Consider the following 18393-nt stretch of genomic DNA (forward strand, 5'->3'; position numbering starts at 1 on the left):
GGTGATCAGCGGGCGTAGTACTCGACGACGAGCTGCTCGTCGCAGATCACCGGGATCTCCTTGCGGTTCGGCTCACGGTCCAGGCGGAAGGCCAGGGCGGCGAGGTTCACCTGGAGGTAGCGCGGGGTCTCGCCGTCGGGGGCGAACCCACCGGCGCGGGAGACCTCGAACAGCGGCTTGTTGCGGCTGCGCTCGCGGACCATCACGACGTCGTCGGGACGGACGCGGAACGACGGCTTGTCGACCTTGCCGCCGTTGACCTCGATGTGGCCGTGGACGACCATCTGGCGGGCCTGGTAGATCGTGCGGGCGATGCCCGAACGCAGGACCAGCGCGTCGAGACGACGCTCCAGCTCGATGATCAGGGCCTCACCGGTCTTGCCCTGGACCTTGGAGGCACGCTCGTAGGCGCGGACGAGCTGACGCTCGGACACGTCGTACTGCGCGCGCAGACGCTGCTTCTCCAGCAGACGGACCTTGTAGTCCGAGTTCTGCTTGCGGCCGCGGCCGTGCTCGCCCGGCGGGTAGGGACGGGCCTCGAAGTACTTGACGGCCTTCGGGGTCAGCGCGATGCCGAGGGCACGCGACTTCTTGACCTTGGGGCGGGACTGATTCGCCACTGTCTGTATCTCTTTCCTGGGTTTCGGCTCACCAGAGTTAAGGGAGGTCGCATCCGCAGCCGGGGAGACCCGTCTCGTCCCTGCGGACGGGGCGGGCAGCCGCTCCCTGGTCTGGGCACATACGTGCAGCACGCGAGTGGCCCACCGACCTCTCCCGGGAATCCGGGTGGTGGTGGGCTGCCCGCGACACCTTCGACGGTGCGCGACGCTCCTGGAATCCCCGCCGCGAGGCAGGGTTCCGGCTGGATGTCCCGTTCTGGTGATGCCGGCGCCTTCTTACGACGGGCCGGACACGGGACTCAGCACTCCGGTGGATTCTACAGGGTGCTCAGGGCGCCCTGCGACCGAGGTGCTTCCTGGTCCAGTCGACCGCGTCCGCGTAGCGCGCCTCGCCGCCGTGCCGGGTGGGGGTGTAGTACTCGCGGTCCTTGAGGGCGTCCGGCGCGTACTGCTGGGCCGCGATGCCCTCGGGCACGTCGTGCGGATACACATAGCCCTGCGCGTGCCCCAGCTTGGCCGCGCCCTTGTAGTGCCCGTCGCGCAGATGCGGCGGCACCGGTCCGGCCAGTCCCTTGCGTACGTCGTCCAGGGCGGCGCCGATCGCCGTGGTCGCGGCGTTGGACTTGGGGGCCAGGGCGAGGGCGATGGTGGCGTGGCTGAGGGTGAGGGCGGCCTCGGGGAAGCCGATCATGGCGACGGCCTGGGCGGCGGCGACCGCTATGGACAGGGCGTTCGGGTCGGCCAGGCCGATGTCCTCGCTGGCGGAGATCATCAGACGGCGGGCGATGAACCGGGGGTCCTCGCCGGCCTCGATCATGCGGGCCAGGTAGTGCAGGGCCGCGTCGACGTCGGAGCCGCGGATGGACTTGATCAGGGCGCTGGCGACGTCGTAGTGCTGGTCGCCGTCGCGGTCATACTTCACGGCCGCGCGGTCGACGGTCTCCTCGAGGGTGGTCAGCGAGATCCGCGGCTCACCCTTGTCGAGGGCGGCGCCGGCCGCGGCCTCCAGCGCGGTCAGGGCGCGGCGGGCGTCCCCGCCCGCGATGCGCAGCAGGTGGTCCTCGGTGTCCTCGGGGAGGGTGACGGTGTCCTTGAGTCCGCGCTCGTCGCCCACGGCACGGCGCAGCAGACCGCGCAGGTCGTCGTCGGTGAGCGGTTCGAGGGTGAGCAGCAGGGAGCGGGAGAGCAGCGGCGAGATCACGGAGAAGTACGGGTTCTCGGTGGTCGCGGCGATCAGGGTCACCCAGCGGTTCTCGACCGCCGGGAGGAGGGAGTCCTGCTGGGCCTTGCTGAAGCGGTGGATCTCGTCGAGGAAGAGGACGGTCTCCTTGCCGTAGCCGCCGCTGGCGCGGCGGGCGCCGTCGATGACCGCCCGGACCTCCTTGACGCCCGCGGTGATCGCGGACAGTTCCACGAACCGCTTCTCGGTGGCCTTCGAGACCACGTACGCCAGGGTCGTCTTGCCGGTGCCGGGCGGACCCCAGAGGATCACCGAGGAGGGTCCCGCCGGGCCGCCGGTGCCCGCGCCGACCAGCCGTCGCAGGGGCGAGCCGGACTTCAGCAGATGCTGCTGGCCCACCACCTCGTCGAGGGTGCGCGGACGCATACGGACCGCCAGGGGGCTCCCTGCGGGGTCCTTCTCCTGGCGGTCTTCGGCAGCTGCGGTGAACAGATCGGGCTCCACTCTGGAAACCCTAAATCACCGCACCGACAATCCCGACGGACCGGTCAGCTGGTCCAGAACTCCCACCAGCGGGTCAGGATCAGCATGCCGATGACGCCGACGTGCAGGACCGGCAGGACCCAGGTGAACTCGCCGAAGAAGCCCTTCAGCCAGCGGGGGGCAGGCAGGAAGTCGTTGCGGACGTTGAACGAGGTGACGTACCAGAACATGGTGATGGTGGCGACCCAGGCCAGGGAGCACCACAGGCACAGCGCGTTGATCCGGTACAGGGACTGGAACTGCAGCCAGGTGCAGAAGGCCACCCCGAAGAGGGTGCCGAAGTTGAAGGTGAGCCAGTACCAGCGGGGGAAGCGGGCGCGGGCCAGCAGGCTCATGGCGACGCAGATCACGATGCCGTAGCAGACCAGGCCGAGCATCGGGTTGGGGAACCCGAAGGCGGCGGCCTGCTTGCTCTCCATCACGCTGCCGCAGGAGACGACCGGGTTGAGGCTGCAGCCGGGCGTGAAGGTGGTGCCGGCGACCTTGGCCTCGAGCAGCTTGAACTTGTCGATCGTGATGACCCACGCGGCGAGCAGTCCGGCGGCGCCGGTGATCAGCAGCAGGATCGCGAACGCGCGGCTACCGCCCACCGTGCGCGGCGCGGGGGCGGCGCGTCCGGGCTCGGGGTCGGTGGAGACGTCCTTGACTGTCGTCTTGCTCATCACGCCGATTCCGTCACTTGAGAGGTGGACCTGCTTGCGGGCTGGGGCCATTGTGCCGTACGGGTGCCCGTGCGCACCGTTCGGTACGGATAAGGAAGTGCGTGCGGCAGGCCCGGACACCCGGTTCCGGCCAGTCGCCGCAGGGGACGAGAAGGGCGCCGGTGCCCTTTCGGCACCGGCGCCCTTCCACCCGTACGACTGACGGGAGATCCCGCACGGCTGACGGGATGTCCCAGGGTCCGTCCTAGCCGAGCCGCGACTCCAGTTCCGCCACGATCTCGTTCACGCCGACCGCCGTCTGCTCGCCGGACTCCATGTCCTTGAGCTGGACGACACCCTCGGCCAGGTCGCGTTCGCCGAGGACCAGGGCGTAGCGGGCGCCCGAGCGGTTGGCGGCCTTCATCGCCGCCTTCAGGCCCTTGCCGCCGTAGGCGAAGTCGGCGGCGACGCCGTTCTTGCGCAGTTCGGTGACCTTCGCGAACAGGACTCGGCGGGCCTCCTCGCCGAGCGGGACGGCGAACACGCTGGTGGCCGCGGGGAGTTCGAGCTCGATACCCTCGGCCTCCAGCGCCAGGACCGTGCGGTCGACGCCCAGCGCCCAGCCGACCGACGGCAGCGCGGGGCCGCCGATCATCTCGGACAGGCCGTCGTAGCGGCCGCCGCCGCCGACCGCGGACTGCGCGCCCAGACCGTCGTGGACGAACTCGAAGGTGGTGCGCGTGTAGTAGTCCAGGCCGCGCACCAGCTTCGGGTCGTCCTCGAAGACCACGCCCGCCGCCGTGACCAGTTCGCGGACCTCCTCGTGGTACGCCTTGCAGGCGTCGCAGAGGTAGTCGCGCAGCAGCGGAGCCCCGGTGAGCTGCTTCTGGACGTCGGGACGCTTGTCGTCCAGCACCCGCAGCGGGTTGATGTCCGCGCGGCGCAGGGTGTCCTCGTCCAGGTCCAGGCCCCGCAGGAAGGCCTGGAGCGCCTCCCGGTACACCGGGCGGCACTCCTTGTCGCCCAGGCTGTTGAGCAGGATCCGGAAGTCGCGCAGGCCAAGCGAGCGGTACGCCTGGTCGGCCAGGATGATCAGCTCGGCGTCCAGGGCCGGGTCCTCGGCGCCGATCGCCTCGGCGCCGACCTGGGAGAAGTGCCGGTAGCGGCCCTTCTGGGGGCGCTCGTAGCGGTAGTACGAGCCGGAGTACCAGAGCTTGACCGGCAGGTTGCCCGTCTTGTGGAGGTTGGCCTCCAGCGCGGCGCGGAGCACGGACGCGGTGCCCTCGGGGCGCAGGGCGAGCCGGTCGCCGCCCTTGGTCTCGAAGGCGTACATCTCCTTCGTCACGATGTCGGTGGACTCGCCGACACCGCGCGCGAACAGCTCCACGTTCTCGAAGCCGGGTGTCTCGACGTAGCCGTAGCCGGAGCTGCGCAGGGGCGCGGCGATCGCCTCGCGGACCGCCAGGTAGACGGCGGAGTCCGGCGGGATCAGGTCGTAGGTGCCCTTGGGGGCTTGGAAGGTACTCACGGAAAAGTCTCTCGTCACATTCCTCGTCGGGGAGCGTCCACGTCGCTCCCGAGGCCGGCCGCCACCTGCCGCAGATACGGGTTGGTGGCGCGCTCCTGGCCGATGGTCGTCTGGGGGCCGTGGCCGGACAGCACCACGGTCGAGTCGTCGAGCGGCAGGCACACGCGGGCCAGCGAGTCGAGCATCTCGGCCATGTCGCCGCCGGGCAGGTCGGTGCGTCCGACGGAGCCGGCGAACAGCAGATCCCCGGAGAAGAAGACCGACGGGATGTCGGTGGTCTCGGGCATCCGGAAGGTCACCGACCCCTTGGTATGGCCGGGCGCGTGCGCGACGGACAGCTCCAGGCCCGCCAGCTCCAGCTTCGCGCCGTCGGTCAGCTCCTTGACGTCGTCCGGTTCACCGATGGTCAGCTCGCCCATCAGCGGCATCCCGATGGAACGGCCGAGCGCCTTCTCGGGGTCGCTCATCATGTACCGGTCGTCGGGGTGGATCCAGGCGGGCACGTCGTGCGCGCCGCACACCGGGACCACCGAGGCCACATGGTCGATGTGGCCGTGGGTGAGGACGACGGCGACGGGCTTGAGCCGATGCTTCCTGAGCGTCTCCTCGACTCCTGCGGCGGCCTGGTGGCCCGGGTCGATGATCACGCACTCCTCGCCGGCGGCGGGGGCGACGAGATAACAGTTCGTCCCCCAAGCCCCGGCTGGGAACCCGGCAATGAGCACGATCGTCCTTCGTTGTGTCGATACGGGCGACTACGGCAGTGGTCAGAAGCCTACCGGCGCTGCCGAATCCTCAGCGAACCCATATACGGTACGGGGCACACGCAGGCGATCGGCACACCAGACGCGCGCGTCCCCGTGGGCGCTCGAGACGCATGAGGAGAAAACCCCGTGGTCACCCAGGAACAGCGGCGGCGGCAGCTCGCCCGGGAGAAGTTCTTGCGGCAGCAGCAGCGACGTACATCCGCCCGGCGCAAGTCGCGCGTTCGCAACTCGGTGATCGCGTCGGTCCTCGGCGTGATCCTGGTCGGCAGCCTCGCGCTGTACACGACCGGGGTCCTCAAGGGCGACGACGACAAGGTCAACGCGAGCGCCACGGCGTCCCCGAGCGCGAGCACGCCGAAGGACCCGTGCGAGAAGGCCGCCGCGGGCACCGTCAAGACGGAGACCTGGAAGAAGGAGCCGGCGGTCACGATCGACAAGTCGGCGAAGTACACGATGAAGCTGGCCACGACGTGCGGCGACATCGACATCGCGCTGAAGGCGTCGGCGGCCCCGCACACGGTGAACTCGTTCGACTTCCTCGCGGGCAAGGGCTACTTCGACCACACCAAGTGCCACCGGCTCACCACCAACGGCATCTACGTGCTTCAGTGCGGTGACCCGCAGGGCACCGGCACCGGCGGTCCCGGCTACACGATCCCGGACGAGAACCTGAAGGACGCGAGCCTGAAGAACAACGTCTACCCGGCGGGCACGGTCGCGATGGCGAACCAGTACGACGCCAGCTCGGGCCAGGGACGTCACACCGGCGGCAGCCAGTTCTTCCTCGTCTACCAGGACAGCCAGCTGCCGCCCAACTACACGCCGTTCGGTACGGTGTCCGATTCGGGCCTGACAGTCCTGAAGAAGATCGCCGCCGCGGGCGAGAACACGGGGGCCGGTGACGGGGCCCCGAACGCGACCGTCGTCATCGACAAGGCGACCGTCGCGAAATCCTGATGACCAGCACGGCCAGCTCCGAAATTTCGGCCGCGCTGGATGCGGACAGGCAACCCGCCGGTCGCCTATGTTGGCCGTGACGAAACTGTGGACGATGCCCGGGCGCCGAGGCCCCCGCAGGCATCATGTGGAGGAGGCGCTGTGAGCAGCGACCCGTGGGGCCGCGTCGACGAGACGGGGACCGTGTACGTGCGTACGGCCGACGGCGAGCAGGTCGTCGGTTCCTGGCAGGCAGGCTCTCCTGACGAGGCGCTGGCCTACTTCGAGCGCAAGTACGAGGGCCTGGTTGTGGAGATCGGCCTCCTCGAGAAGCGAGTCCAGACCACCGATCTGTCCGCCAAGGACGCGCAGACGGCCATCGACCATCTGCGCGAGCAGATCGAGGCCCACCACGCGGTGGGTGATCTGGACGCGCTGCGGGGCCGCCTGGACAAGCTGGTGGCGACGGTCGAAACGCGGCGCGAGGAGCGCAAGCAGCAGCGCGCCAAGCAGTCCGACGACGCACGGCACGCCAAGGAGGCCCTGGTCACCGAGGCGGAGGAGCTGGCGCAGTCCGACCAGTGGCGGGCCGCCGGTGAGCGGCTGCGGTCCCTGGTGGACACCTGGAAGGGGCTGCCGCGGCTCGACCGCAAGTCGGACGACGAGCTGTGGCACCGCTTCTCGCACGCGCGGTCGGCGTTCTCCAAGCGGCGCAAGGCGCACTTCGCGCAGCTGGACGCGCAGCGCGAGGACGCCCGCCGGGTCAAGGAGCGGCTGGTCGCCGAGGCCGAGGCGCTGTCCGGCTCGGCCGACTGGGGTCCGACGGCGGCCCGCTACCGCGAGCTGATGGCGGAGTGGAAGGCCGCGGGCCGGGCCCAGCGCGAGCACGAGGACGACCTGTGGAACCGCTTCCGCGGTGCCCAGGACGTCTTCTTCGCCGCCCGCAGCTCGGTGTTCGCCGAGCGGGACGCCGAGCAGTCGGAGAACCTGAAGCTGAAGGAGGAGCTGGCCGGGGAGGCCGAGAAGCTCCTGCCGGTCGGCGACCTGAAGGCGGCACGGGCCGCCTTCCGCTCGGTCAACGAGCGCTGGGAGGCCATCGGTCACGTCCCGCGGGACGCGCGGCCGAAGGTCGAGGGCCGGATGCACGCCGTCGAGCGGGCCATCCAGGAGGCCGAGGAGAACGAGTGGCGCCGGACCAACCCGGAGGCACGTGCGCGTGCCGCGGGTCTGACCGGTCAGCTCCAGGCGGCCGTCGACAAGCTGCGCGACCAGATCGACCAGGCGCGCGCCCAGGGCAACACCGCCAAGGCGGAGAAGCTCGGGCGGGAGCTGGAGGGCCGTCAGGCGCTCCTGGACCAGGCGCTGAAGGGTCTGCACGAGTTCGGCGGCTGAGCCGGACCGCCCCGTGGTGACCGGAGGCCCCCGTACCTTGCGTACGGGGGCCTCCGGTGCGTCCGCGGTGCCGTGCTACGGCCCTGTTCTACGGCCGGCGGGCCGAGGTCACCCGGTACACGTCGTAGACGCCCTCGACGCCCCTGACGGCCTTCAGGACGTGCCCCAGGTGCTTGGGGTCGCCCATCTCGAAGGTGAAGCGAGAGGTGGCGACGCGGTCGCGGGAGGTCTGCACGGCCGCGGAGAGGATGTTGACGTGCTGGTCGGACAGCACCCGGGTGACGTCCGACAGCAGCCGCGAGCGGTCCAGCGCCTCGACCTGGATGGCGACCAGGAAGACCGAGGACTGGGTGGGCGCCCACTCGACGTCGAGGATGCGCTCCGGCTCACGGGACAGCGACTCCACGTTGACGCAGTCGCTGCGGTGCACCGACACACCGCTGCCCCGGGTGACGAACCCGATGATCGGGTCGCCGGGCACCGGTGTGCAGCAGCGGGCCAGCTTGACCCACACGTCGTCGACGCCCTTGACCACCACGCCCGGGTCCGCGTTGGAGCGGCGCTTGCGGCTGCGGCCGCGGGCGGGCGGGACGCTCTCGTCGATCTCCTCGGTGGCGGCCTCCTCCCCGCCGAGGGCCTGGACGAGCTTCTGCACGACGTTCTGCGCGGCGACATGCCCCTCGCCGATGGCCGCGTACAGCGACGAGATGTCGGGGTAGCGCATCTCGTGGGCGAGCGTGACGAGCGAGTCGCCGGTCAGGATCCGTTGGATGGGCAGGTTCTGCTTGCGCATCGCGCGGGCGATGGAGTCCTTGCCCTGCTCGATCGCCTCGTCGCGGCGCTCCTTGGAGAACCAGGCGCGGATCTTGTTGCGGGCGCGCGGCGACTTGACGAAGTTCAGCCAGTCCCGGGACGGCCCGGCGCCGGCCGCCTTGGAGGTGAAGACCTCCACCAGGTCGCCGTTGTCCAGGGTCGATTCCAGCGGTACGAGGCGTCCGTTGACGCGGGCTCCTATGGTGCGGTGGCCCACCTCGGTGTGCACCGCGTACGAGAAGTCCACGGGCGTGGCGCCGGCCGGCAGCGCTATCACGTCGCCCTTCGGCGTGAAGACGAAGACCTCGTTGCGCGACAGGTCGAAGCGCAGGGACTCCAGGAACTCGCCGGGGTCCTCGGTCTCCTTCTGCCAGTCGAGGAGTTGGCGCAGCCACGCCATGTCGTTGAGGTGGTCGTCCTTGCCGGTGCTCCTGGGCGCGTCCGAGCGCACCTTGGAGGCTCCGGCGACGGCCTCCTGCTTGTACTTCCAGTGCGCGGCGATGCCGTACTCGGCGCGGCGGTGCATGTCGAAGGTGCGGATCTGGAGTTCGACCGGCTTGCCGTTGGGGCCGATGACCGTCGTGTGCAGCGACTGGTACATGTTGAACTTGGGCATCGCGATGTAGTCCTTGAACCGGCCGGGTACCGGGTTCCATCGCGCGTGCACCGTGCCGAGCGCCGCGTAGCAGTCGCGGACGGTGTCCACGAGCACGCGGATGCCCACCAGGTCGTAGATCTCCGCGAAGTCACGGCCGCGGACGATCATCTTCTGGTAGACGCTGTAGTAGTGCTTGGGCCGGCCGGTGACGGTCGCCTTGATGCGGGCGGCGCGCAGGTCCGACTGGACCTCGTCGGTCACTATGGCCAGATACTCGTCACGCTTCGGTGCCCTTTCGGCCACCAGCCGTACGATTTCGTCGTACATCTTGGGGTAGAGAATCGCGAAGGCGAGGTCCTCCAGCTCCCACTTGATGGTGTTCATGCCCAGGCGATGGGCGAGCGGCGCGTAGATCTCCAGGGTCTCGCGCGCCTTCTTCTCCTGCTTCTCCCGCTTGAGGTAGCGCATGGTGCGCATGTTGTGCAGGCGGTCGGCGAGCTTGATGACGAGGACCCGGGGGTCCTTGGCCATCGCGACGACCATCTTGCGCACGGTCTCCGCCTGCGCGGCCTCGCCGAACTTGACCTTGTCCAGCTTGGTCACGCCGTCGACGAGCAGGGCGACGGTGTCGCCGAAGTCACGGCGCAGCTGGTCGAGGCCGTACTCGGTGTCCTCGACCGTGTCGTGCAGCAGCCCGGCCATCAGGGTGGCCGGATCCATGCCCAGCTCGGCCAGGATGGTGGTGACGGCCAGCGGGTGGGTGATGTACGGGTCGCCGCTCTTGCGCTTCTGGCCGCGGTGCCAGCGCTCGGCGACCTGGTAGGCCTTCTCGATCTGGCGCAGCGTCGAGGTCTCGATCTTGGGGTCGTTGCTGCGCACTATCCGCAGCAACGGCTCCAGCACCGGGTTGTAGGGGTTGGCGCGCTGGACGCCGAGGCGGGCGAGGCGGGCCCGGACGCGGTTGGAGGAGCCGGAGCGGGAGGACTGTCCGGACGTCGGGCGCACGGCGGACGCGGTCCCGGGGCGCTCGGGCGCGGCCGGTTTGGGGCGTGCCTGCTCGGCCGGCCTCTCGGCGGGCGCGGAGCGGTCGTGCTCGACCGCCCGCCGGGCGTCGTTCTTCGCGTGCGGCGGGGGCGTCGCCGTGGCGCCCGGGGCGGGCTCGGGCTTGGCGGCGGTCAGGTGCTGGGCCTCGTCTGCCAAGAGGACTCCTCGTGCGCGATCCGGGTCCCCCGGTCAGGCTCCGGAACACCCATCGTAGCGATCCTCGGCTGCGGGATCGCCTTCAGGCCGATGTGAGAGCCGAGTACCCGTGAAACGCAAGAGGCGGGCACCGGATTCCTCCGGGCCCGCCTCCGTGCCGTTCGCCGTCGGCCGGACGGCGATCAGACGGTGATCAGAGCCTCCAGCGGGGCTCCGTCCAGGGCCGCCTCCAGGCGGGGACGGCCCGCGAGGAAGCCGAGCTCCATCAGGACGGCGGCGCCCGCGACCTCGGCTCCGGCCCGGTGGACGAGCTGGATCGCGGCCTCCGCGGTGCCACCGGTGGCGAGCACGTCGTCGACGATGAGCACGCGGTCCTGCGCGCTCAGGTCCTCGGCGTGCACCTCGATCTCGGCGGAGCCGTACTCCAGGTCGTAGCTCTGGCTGAGGGTCGCTCCGGGGAGCTTGCCCGCCTTGCGCACGGGGATGAAGCCGATGCCCGCGCTGACGGCGACGGGGGCGCCGAGGATGAATCCCCGGGCCTCCAGGCCGACGATCTTCGTGGCGCCGGTGCGCCGGGCGATCTCCGCGAGGGTCTCGGTGAGCGCGGCGAAGGCCACCGGGTCCGCCAGGAGCGGGGTGATGTCCTTGAACATCACGCCCTGCTCCGGGTAGTCCTCCACGTCACGGATCCTGCTGAGCAGCAGGGTCGTGATGTCGGTGAGCTCGGTCATCGACGCCTGCCCGACGATCGGCCACGGCCCCGGCTGCGCGGGCCGACGACCGCGGTGGCCGCGTCGTGCGGCCCGTCGCCGTCGGTGGCGTGCGCGGACCGCGCCTCGGCGTACTCCTCCTCGGCGGCGGTCTGGGCGCGCTTGGCCATGACCCGCTTCTTGAGGGCCTTCATCTGCGGCTCGCGCTCCTTGAGGTCGGCGACGAGCGGCGTGGCGATGAAGATCGAGGAGTACGCGCCGGCCGCGAGGCCGACGAACAGCGACAGCGAGATGTCGTTGAGCGTGCCCGCGCCGAGCACACCGCCGCCGATGAACAGCAGGCCCGCGACCGGCAGCAGCGCGACCACCGTGGTGTTGATGGAACGCACCAGCGTGCTGTTGATCGACTGGTTGGCGACGTCGCTGTAGGTCCAGCGGGTCTGCTTGGTGAGGTCCTTGGTCTGCTCCTTGAGGCTGTCGAAGACGACGACCGTGTCGTAGAGCGAGTAACCGAGGATCGTCAGCAGACCGATGACCGTACCGGGCGTCACCTCGAAGCCGACCAGAGCGTAGATGCCGACCGTGATCGTGATGTCGTGGATCAGCGCGACCAGCGCGGCGATGGCCATACGCCACTCGAACGCGATCGCGAGGTAGATCACCACCAGGATCATGAAGATCGCCAGGCCCTGCCAGGCCTTGTTGGCGATCTGGTCACCCCAGCTGGGGCCGACCAGGTCCGCGTTGATCTGCTCCGAATCGACGTTCAGGTCCTTGGACAGCGACTTCTTGATCGCGTCGGACTTGTCGGTGTCCACACCGGAGATCTGGATGCGCAGACCGCCCGTACCGAGCTTCTGCACGACCGCCTGGTGGCCGGACGCCGTCTCCGCGTACGTCTCCGCCGACGACACCGAGACGCTGGTCTTCGGCGTGGTGAAGACGGCGCCGCCCTCGAACTCGATGCCCATGTTCAGGCCGCGCACCGTCAGGCCGAGGATGGCCGTGATGGTGATCAGGATCGAGATGCCGTACCAGATCTTGCGGTTTTTGACGAAGTCGTAACCGATCTCGCCACGGTGCAGTCGGGCGCCGATGTTGCCGAGTTTCGACATCTCACGCCTCCTTCGTCTCGGCGGGGGCGGAGGGACGGCGGGTGCTGCGCAGCGGCGGCTTGGCACCCAGTCGCTTCGGGTCGAGGCCGGACCAGCTGTGGCCCTCGGCGAAGAACTTCCTGCGAGCCAGGATCGTCATCAGCGGCTTGGTGAACAGGAAGACCACGACCACGTCCAGCAGGGTGGTCAGACCCAGCGTGAACGCGAAGCCCTGGACCTTGCCGACGGTGACGATGAAGAGCACCGCGGCGGCGAGGAACGACACGAAGTCGGAGACCAGGATGGTGCGCCGGGCTCGCGGCCAGGCCCGCTCGACGGCGGGACGCAGGCTGCGGCCCTCGCGGATCTCGTCCCTTATGCGTTCGAAGAACACGATGAACGAGTCCGCGGTGATACCGATCGCGACGATCGCACCGCAGACCGCCGGCAGGTTCAGCGCGAAGTGGATGGTCGGGCCGAGCAGCGCCATGATCACGTACGTGAGGATCGCGGAGACCAGCAGCGAGGCGATCGCGATGAGCGACAGACCCCGGTAGTAGAGCACCAGGTAGATCACGACGAGCGCGAGGCCGATGGCACCCGCGACCAGACCGGCGTGCAGCTGGTCGCCACCGAGGGCGGCGGTCACCGTGGTGACGCTCGCCTCCTTGAAGGTCAGCGGCAGCGCGCCGTACGACAGCACGTTGGCGAGGCCCTGGGCCTCCTCCTGCGAGAAGCTGCCGGAGATCTCCGCGTTGCCGCCGGTCAGCGCCTGCTTGACGTACGGGTCGGAGATGACCTCGCCGTCCAGGACGATGGCGAACTGGTTCTGCGGGGACTGCTGCTGGGCCAGCTGGCCGGTGATGTCGGCGAACTTCTTGGCGCCCTTGGACGTGAAGTCCATGGTCACGGTCCAGCCCGCGGCGGTCTGGGTGTTGTAGATGGCCTGGGCCTTCTTCACATCCGTGCCGTCGACCTGGGCGGGGCCGAGGATGTACTTCTGCCACTGGTTCTGCGAGTTCTTGCCGCAGGCGACGGTGGGGTCGGTGGGCTTGGCGCCCTTGCCGGCGTTGGCACGGGCCGTCGGCTTCGTGCAGTCCAGGGCGGCGTACTCCGCTTCCAGCTTGCTGGTCGCGGCGTCGGCGGAGGCGCTGGCGGACGGGGAGGCGGAGGCCTTCGCGTCGCTGGAGGCCGAGCTGCTCGCCGACGGCGTGGCGTCGTCCTTCAGGGCGTCGCTGACCGCGCGGCCCTGGGAGGTGGCCGTCGCCGACGGGCTCGCGGAGCCGGAGGGGGACGCGGACGAGGTCGCCTTGTCGGTCGCCTTGTCCGAAGCGCTGCTGGAGGCGCTCGGCGTCGGGGTGGCCGCCGCGGCGCTGCCGGACACCTCGGTCGCGAGGACGGGCCGGAAGTACAGCTTCGCGGTGGTGCCGACCTGCTTGCGGGCCTCCTCCGAGTTCGTGCCCTTGGGGATGTTGACGATGATGTTCCGCGTGCCCTGTGTCTGGACCTCGGTCTCCGAGACACCAAGACCATTGACACGGCGGTTCATGATGTCGACCGCGGTGTCCATGTTGGTCTTGTTGATCGCGGACTCCTGGCCCGCCTCGGGGACCGCCTCGAGCGTGATGCTCGTACCGCCGGCCAGGTCGATGCCGAGACGCGGAGTGGTGTGCCCGGAGGCGAACATCCCCCCGGTGAGCGCCGCGATGGCGATCAGGATCAGGGCCAGCGAGCGCCCCGGCTTGCTCTGGGCGCTCGCGTTCCGGCCCTTTTTAGGTGCTGCCACCTTCTCGTACTCCCTCTCGGGCCGCTCCGCGCCGGGTCAGCGCGGCAGCGACCATGCCATGGTGTGGGGGACCGCCTGCGAGATCCGTGCATCCGGGGCTCGCGGACCAGTTCCGCGTGTCCCCGCGCACGTCTTACTTCGCGTCGGCGTCGCCGTCGGTCTTCTTCGGCTCTTCGTCCGTCTTCGCCTCGACGGCCTTGTCGGCCTCGGGCTCGGCGGTCTCGGCGGGCTCGTCCTTCTTGCCGAGGTCGACGGACTTGTCACCGGGGAGAGCGGCAGCGTCGTCGGCGGGCTCGTCGGCCTCGGTGAGGGAGGAGGCGTCGTCCGGGACGACCTCGGTGCCGGACTTCAGGTCGTGCTCGACACCGTGGACGATGCGGTTGTACTCGTCGTCGGTCAGGACCGCACCGATGGCGTTCTTGGCGAAGAGCAGCTCCACACCCGGGCCGGCGTCGACGAGAACGGTGTCCTCGTTGACCTCCTTGACCGTCGCGTACATGCCCCCGATGGTGCGGATGCCGCTGCCGGGCTGCATCTCGTTGCGCATCTGCGCAGCCTGCTGCTGCTTCTTCTTGGCCGACCGGGTCATCAGGAACATGGCCCCGATGAGCACGATGAACGGGAGGAGGGTCACGAGACTCACGGGTCGGAACTTCCTTCACATGACCGCGAAGGTGAGCGGCCTGATGGTTGGGGGTATGTGTACCGCCGAGAGAGGCGGCATCGGCGGAGTCTAAGCGAGTCCGCGTGCATGGAACAACGCTCAGCATCGCACCAGGGTTCCTGCCCCGGCGAATGCGCGCGCCGTCACGCCCCGAACAGGTCCCCTTGTCCGTTTCCCCCGGCCGAGGCGCGGGGCGGGGTGAGTCCGAGGTGCGTCCAGGCCGCCGGTGTGGCCACCCGTCCGCGGGGGGTACGGGCGAGCAGCCCCTCGCGCACGAGGAAGGGTTCGGCGACCTCCTCCACGGTCTCACGCTCCTCGCCCACCGCGACCGCCAGCGTCGACAGACCGACCGGACCGCCGCCGAACAGCTTCAGCAGGGCCTGGAGAACCGCGCGGTCGAGACGGTCCAGACCGCGCGAGTCGACCTCGTAGACGGCCAGGGCCGCCGAGGCGATCTCCGGGGTGATGAAACCGTCCGCCTTGACCTGCGCGTAGTCGCGCACACGGCGCAGCAGACGGTTGGCGATACGGGGCGTGCCACGCGAGCGGCCGGCGATCTCGGCCGCGCCGGCGGGGTCGATCTCGACGTCGAGCAGGCTCGCCGAGCGGTGGATGACGCGCTTCAGCTCGGCGGGTTCGTAGAACTCCATGTGCGCGGTGAAGCCGAACCGGTCGCGCAGCGGGGGCGGCAGCAGCCCGGCCCGGGTGGTGGCGCCGACCAGGGTGAAGGGCGGCAGTTCGAGCGGGATGGCGGTGGCGCCGGGGCCCTTGCCGACGATGACGTCGACGCGGAAGTCCTCCATCGCCATGTACAGCATCTCCTCGGCGGGCCGCGACATGCGGTGGATCTCGTCGAGGAAGAGGACCTCGCCCTCCTGGAGCGAGGAGAGGATCGCCGCCAGGTCGCCCGCGTGCTGGATGGCGGGGCCGCTGGTGATGCGGATGGGGGCGCCCATCTCGGCGGCGATGATCATCGAAAGGGTGGTCTTGCCGAGGCCGGGCGCACCGGAGAGCAGCACGTGGTCCGCGGTGGCGTCGCGCGCGCGGGCGGCGCGCAGCACCAGGTCGAGCTGCTCGCGGACCTTCTCCTGGCCGATGAACTCGCCCAGGTCCTTGGGACGCAGCGCGGCTTCGACGGCCTGGTCCTCGCGGTCGGCGACAGCGTCCACCAGCCGCTCGTCGGCGGCGGTGTCGGTCGTGTCGTCCCAGTTCATGGAGTGTGCCTCGGGGTCTCGTGGGGGCGCGGTGACGCGGTGGGGGCCGGTCGCCGACGGGTCAGCGGGCGCGGTTCAGGGTCTGCAGGGCCGCCTTGAGGAGCTGGCCCACCTGGGGCGTGGCGCCCGCGGCCTCGGCCTGCGGGGCCACGGCGGACACGGCTTCCTCCGCCTCCCGGGTCGCGTAGCCGAGGCCGATCAGGGCCGCGTGCAGCTGCTCGCGCCAGCCGCTGGTGACCGCGGTGCCCACGGCGGGGGCGCCGGTCGGCGCGCCGAGCCGGTCCTTCAGCTCCAGCAGAAGCTTCTGGGCGCCCCGCTTGCCGATGCCGGGGACGGCCACGAGCGCCTTCTCGTCACCCGTGGCCACGGCTCGGCGCAGGGCGTCCGGGCTGTGCACGGCGAGCATGGCCTGGGCCAGCCGGGGGCCGACCCCGCTGGCCGTCTGGAGCAGCACGAAGACCTGGCGCTCGTCGTCGTCCGCGAAGCCGTACAGCGTCAGCGAGTCCTCGCGGACGACCAGGGAGGTGGCGAGCTTGGCGGGCGCCCCGATCCGCAGCGTCGACAGCGTGTTCGGGGTGCACTGGACGGCCATGCCGACCCCGCCCACCTCGATCACCGCGGTGTCGGGGGCGAGTGCGGCGACCGTGCCGCTGACGAAGGCGATCATGCCGTACGGCCTTTCGATGTGTGCAGGGCCACGGCCTGCTGGAGTCGGTTCTGCGCGGGGGCGCGCCAGATGTGGCAGATGGCCAGGGCGAGGGCGTCGGCCGCGTCGGCGGGCTTCGGCGGCGCGTCGAGCCTCAGCAGACGGGTCACCATGGCTCCGACCTGCGCCTTGTCGGCCCGGCCGCTGCCGGTGACGGCGGCCTTGACCTCGCTGGGGGTGTGCAGGGCGACGGGGATGCCGCGGCGGGCCGCGCAGAGCATGGCGACGGCGCTGGCCTGGGCCGTGCCCATCACCGTGCGCACGTTGTGCTGGCTGAACACCCTTTCCACGGCGACGAATTCGGGCCGGTACTCGTCCAGCCACTCCTCTATGCCCTGCTCGACGGCGAGCAGACGGAGGCTCAACTCCGCGTCCGCGGGCGTCCGGACGACACCGACGCCGCGCATCGTCAACGGGCGTCCCGCGACGCCCTCGACGACTCCGACACCGCATCGGGTCAGTCCTGGATCCACACCGAGTACGCGCACCGCGCTCCTTCATCCTGCTCGTCCTGTCCGTCCTGCTCGTCAGGCTATCCGGCGGCACCGACAACGCACCGCCGCCGGGGTCGGGTCCCCGGCCCCGGGCACCCGCCCCGAACCCACCGGACCTTCAAAGGAAAGGCAAAGAAACACGCGCGGATCATCCGTCATATCCGTCACATCACGAGAAAGCGGGTCGGCGGCGACCGATCTCCGTTGCCGCATCCTCTTGATCACTTATAGCTTCCGAAGCGATGCGTACAGCTGACCACTGCGCGCGCCGATGCGAACTGGAGTTCGCATCATCACCATCACATCGAGAAATCGGGGAATCCATGCGCTCCATAGCGAAGGCTGCCGCCGTGACCGCGTCCGTCCTGCTGGCCGGCATGGCCGTGGCCACACCCGCGCAGGCCGCCGCCGACTCCAAGCACACCGGCCGCAGCGGCTGCTTCAACTGGTCGTGGGCCGACGGCGTCGCGACGACGACCGTCTACTTCCACAACATCTGCGACAAGAAGGCCACCATCAACATCTGGTGGAAGGACGGCCAGATCGACGTCATGCGCGCGGCCACCGTCGACGCCGACGGCAAGGGTCACATCAAGCACGCCGGCAGCGTGAAGAGCATCGACGGCTGATCGACGCCGCACAGCGAACGGCCCGCCGAAGTCCACTTCGGCGGGCCGTTCGGTCGTCCGGTGCGCTCAGGCGTCGACCTTCTCCATGACGTCGTCGCTGACGTCGAAGTTGGCGAAGACGTTCTGCACGTCGTCGCTGTCCTCGAGCGCGTCGATCAGCTTGAAGATCTTCCTGGCGCCGTCCTCGTCCAGCTCGACCTGCATGGTCGGCACGAAGTTGGCCTCGGCGGAGTCGTAGTCGATGCCGGCGTCCTGGAGGGCGGTGCGGACCGCCACCATGTCGGTCGCCTCGCTGAGGACCTCGTAGGACTCACCGAGGTCGTTGACCTCCTCCGCGCCGGCGTCCAGGACGGCACCCAGGACGTCGTCCTCGGTCAGCTCGCCCTTGGGCACGATCACGACGCCCTTGCGGTTGAAGAGGTACGACACCGAGCCCGGGTCGGCCATGCTGCCGCCGTTGCGGGTCATGGCGACCCGGACGTCGGACGCGGCACGGTTGCGGTTGTCGGTCAGGCACTCGATGAGCACGGCGACACCGTTGGGACCGTAGCCCTCGTACATGATCGTCTCGTAGTCGGCGCCGCCGGCCTCGAGGCCGCCGCCGCGCTTGACCGCGGAGTCGATGTTCTTGTTGGGGACCGACTGCTTCTTCGCCTTCTGGATGGCGTCGTAGAGAGTCGGGTTGCCCTCGATGTCGACGCCGCCCATCCGGGCCGCGACCTCGATGTTCTTGATCAGCTTCGCGAAGAGCTTGCCGCGCTTGGCGTCGATCACGGCCTTCTTGTGCTTCGTCGTAGCCCATTTAGAGTGGCCGGACATCTGCCTGTCTCCTTCGCGTAACCCATCCCGTACGAACGCCCCCGGGTGTCACCGCCCGG

17 protein-coding genes are annotated in these 18393 nt (G+C 69.7%); 3 read left to right on the forward strand and 14 right to left on the reverse strand.

The genetic code is table 11. From position 1 onward, the window contains the following. Positions 1 to 5: 5 nt before the first annotated feature. The 5 genes from rpsD to ACZ60B_RS16725 all read right to left on the reverse strand — a co-directional run bounded on the left by rpsD (position 6) and on the right by ACZ60B_RS16725 (position 5237). The gene (gene rpsD / locus ACZ60B_RS16705; RefSeq protein ID WP_162468638.1) at positions 6 to 620 is read right to left on the reverse strand and encodes a 30S ribosomal protein S4; all 615 of its coding nucleotides are present in this window, start codon (positions 618 to 620) and stop codon (positions 6 to 8) included. Between the two features lie 328 nt (positions 621 to 948). Continuing rightward, positions 949 to 2304 carry a replication-associated recombination protein A gene (locus ACZ60B_RS16710; protein ID WP_469387551.1) on the reverse strand — a complete coding sequence of 452 codons (1356 nt, stop codon included), beginning with the start codon at positions 2302 to 2304 and terminating at the stop codon, positions 949 to 951. Between the two features lie 44 nt (positions 2305 to 2348). After that, positions 2349 to 3005: a vitamin K epoxide reductase family protein gene (locus tag ACZ60B_RS16715; RefSeq protein WP_469387553.1), complete on the reverse strand. Its 657-nt coding sequence runs from the start codon at positions 3003 to 3005 to the stop codon at positions 2349 to 2351. Between the two features lie 244 nt (positions 3006 to 3249). Beyond that, on the reverse strand, positions 3250 to 4512 hold the full coding sequence (hisS, locus tag ACZ60B_RS16720; RefSeq protein WP_469387555.1) for a histidine--tRNA ligase: 1263 nt from the start codon (positions 4510 to 4512) through the stop codon (positions 3250 to 3252). A 14-nt stretch (positions 4513 to 4526) separates the two neighbouring features. After that, the gene (locus tag ACZ60B_RS16725; protein ID WP_469387557.1) at positions 4527 to 5237 is read right to left on the reverse strand and encodes an MBL fold metallo-hydrolase; all 711 of its coding nucleotides are present in this window, start codon (positions 5235 to 5237) and stop codon (positions 4527 to 4529) included. A 168-nt stretch (positions 5238 to 5405) separates the two neighbouring features. Between ACZ60B_RS16725 and ACZ60B_RS16730 the strand changes: the two genes are divergently transcribed. After that, the gene (locus ACZ60B_RS16730) at positions 5406 to 6236 is read left to right on the forward strand and encodes a peptidylprolyl isomerase (protein ID WP_450667717.1); all 831 of its coding nucleotides are present in this window, start codon (positions 5406 to 5408) and stop codon (positions 6234 to 6236) included. Positions 6237 to 6377: 141 nt separating this feature from the next. Then, complete coding sequence (locus tag ACZ60B_RS16735) at positions 6378 to 7607, forward strand: DUF349 domain-containing protein (protein WP_469387559.1); 1230 nt, start codon at positions 6378 to 6380, stop codon at positions 7605 to 7607. Between the two features lie 88 nt (positions 7608 to 7695). Here ACZ60B_RS16735 and ACZ60B_RS16740 read toward each other — a convergent pair whose 3' ends face one another. The 8 genes from ACZ60B_RS16740 to ruvC all read right to left on the reverse strand — a co-directional run bounded on the left by ACZ60B_RS16740 (position 7696) and on the right by ruvC (position 16880). Further along, positions 7696 to 10218, reverse strand: coding sequence for a RelA/SpoT family protein (locus ACZ60B_RS16740; protein ID WP_469387561.1), 2523 nt, complete (start codon positions 10216 to 10218; stop codon positions 7696 to 7698). Between the two features lie 182 nt (positions 10219 to 10400). Next, entirely contained in the window at positions 10401 to 10949 is a 549-nt protein-coding gene (locus ACZ60B_RS16745) for an adenine phosphoribosyltransferase (RefSeq protein ID WP_469387563.1), read from the reverse strand. Continuing rightward, positions 10946 to 12043, reverse strand: a complete 1098-nt coding sequence (gene secF / locus ACZ60B_RS16750) for a protein translocase subunit SecF (protein ID WP_469387565.1) — start codon at positions 12041 to 12043, stop codon at positions 10946 to 10948. The genes ACZ60B_RS16745 and secF overlap by 4 nt, the downstream gene beginning before the upstream one ends. Position 12044: 1 nt before the next feature. After that, entirely contained in the window at positions 12045 to 13808 is a 1764-nt protein-coding gene (gene secD, locus ACZ60B_RS16755; RefSeq protein WP_469387567.1) for a protein translocase subunit SecD, read from the reverse strand. A 133-nt stretch (positions 13809 to 13941) separates the two neighbouring features. Continuing rightward, entirely contained in the window at positions 13942 to 14451 is a 510-nt protein-coding gene (yajC, locus tag ACZ60B_RS16760; protein ID WP_469387570.1) for a preprotein translocase subunit YajC, read from the reverse strand. A 164-nt stretch (positions 14452 to 14615) separates the two neighbouring features. Then, positions 14616 to 15686, reverse strand: coding sequence for a Holliday junction branch migration DNA helicase RuvB (gene ruvB, locus ACZ60B_RS16765; protein WP_469387572.1), 1071 nt, complete (start codon positions 15684 to 15686; stop codon positions 14616 to 14618). Between the two features lie 61 nt (positions 15687 to 15747). Further along, positions 15748 to 16353, reverse strand: coding sequence for a Holliday junction branch migration protein RuvA (gene ruvA, locus ACZ60B_RS16770; protein ID WP_469387574.1), 606 nt, complete (start codon positions 16351 to 16353; stop codon positions 15748 to 15750). Further along, positions 16350 to 16880, reverse strand: a complete 531-nt coding sequence (ruvC, locus tag ACZ60B_RS16775) for a crossover junction endodeoxyribonuclease RuvC (RefSeq protein ID WP_162468629.1) — start codon at positions 16878 to 16880, stop codon at positions 16350 to 16352. The genes ruvA and ruvC overlap by 4 nt, the downstream gene beginning before the upstream one ends. 329 nt (positions 16881 to 17209) lie before the next feature. Between ruvC and ACZ60B_RS16780 the strand changes: the two genes are divergently transcribed. Beyond that, positions 17210 to 17515 carry a hypothetical protein gene (locus ACZ60B_RS16780; RefSeq protein ID WP_469387576.1) on the forward strand — a complete coding sequence of 102 codons (306 nt, stop codon included), beginning with the start codon at positions 17210 to 17212 and terminating at the stop codon, positions 17513 to 17515. 66 nt (positions 17516 to 17581) lie between these two features. Here ACZ60B_RS16780 and ACZ60B_RS16785 read toward each other — a convergent pair whose 3' ends face one another. Beyond that, on the reverse strand, positions 17582 to 18334 hold the full coding sequence (locus ACZ60B_RS16785; RefSeq protein ID WP_351619663.1) for a YebC/PmpR family DNA-binding transcriptional regulator: 753 nt from the start codon (positions 18332 to 18334) through the stop codon (positions 17582 to 17584). Positions 18335 to 18393: the final 59 nt, after the last annotated feature.

Source organism: Streptomyces sp. NPDC104096 (genome assembly GCF_055584385.1).

Coding starts and splice junctions, on each gene's coding strand:
- ACZ60B_RS16715 (WP_469387553.1), bottom strand. CDS start 3,005: ATGAGCAAGACGACAGTCAAGGACGTCTCCACCGACCCCGAGCCCGGA.
- ACZ60B_RS16745 (WP_469387563.1), bottom strand. CDS start 10,949: ATGACCGAGCTCACCGACATCACGACCCTGCTGCTCAGCAGGATCCGT.
- secF (WP_469387565.1), bottom strand. CDS start 12,043: ATGTCGAAACTCGGCAACATCGGCGCCCGACTGCACCGTGGCGAGATC.
- ruvB (WP_469387572.1), bottom strand. CDS start 15,686: ATGAACTGGGACGACACGACCGACACCGCCGCCGACGAGCGGCTGGTG.
- ruvA (WP_469387574.1), bottom strand. CDS start 16,353: ATGATCGCCTTCGTCAGCGGCACGGTCGCCGCACTCGCCCCCGACACC.
- ACZ60B_RS16780 (WP_469387576.1), top strand. CDS start 17,210: ATGCGCTCCATAGCGAAGGCTGCCGCCGTGACCGCGTCCGTCCTGCTG.
- ACZ60B_RS16785 (WP_351619663.1), bottom strand. CDS start 18,334: ATGTCCGGCCACTCTAAATGGGCTACGACGAAGCACAAGAAGGCCGTG.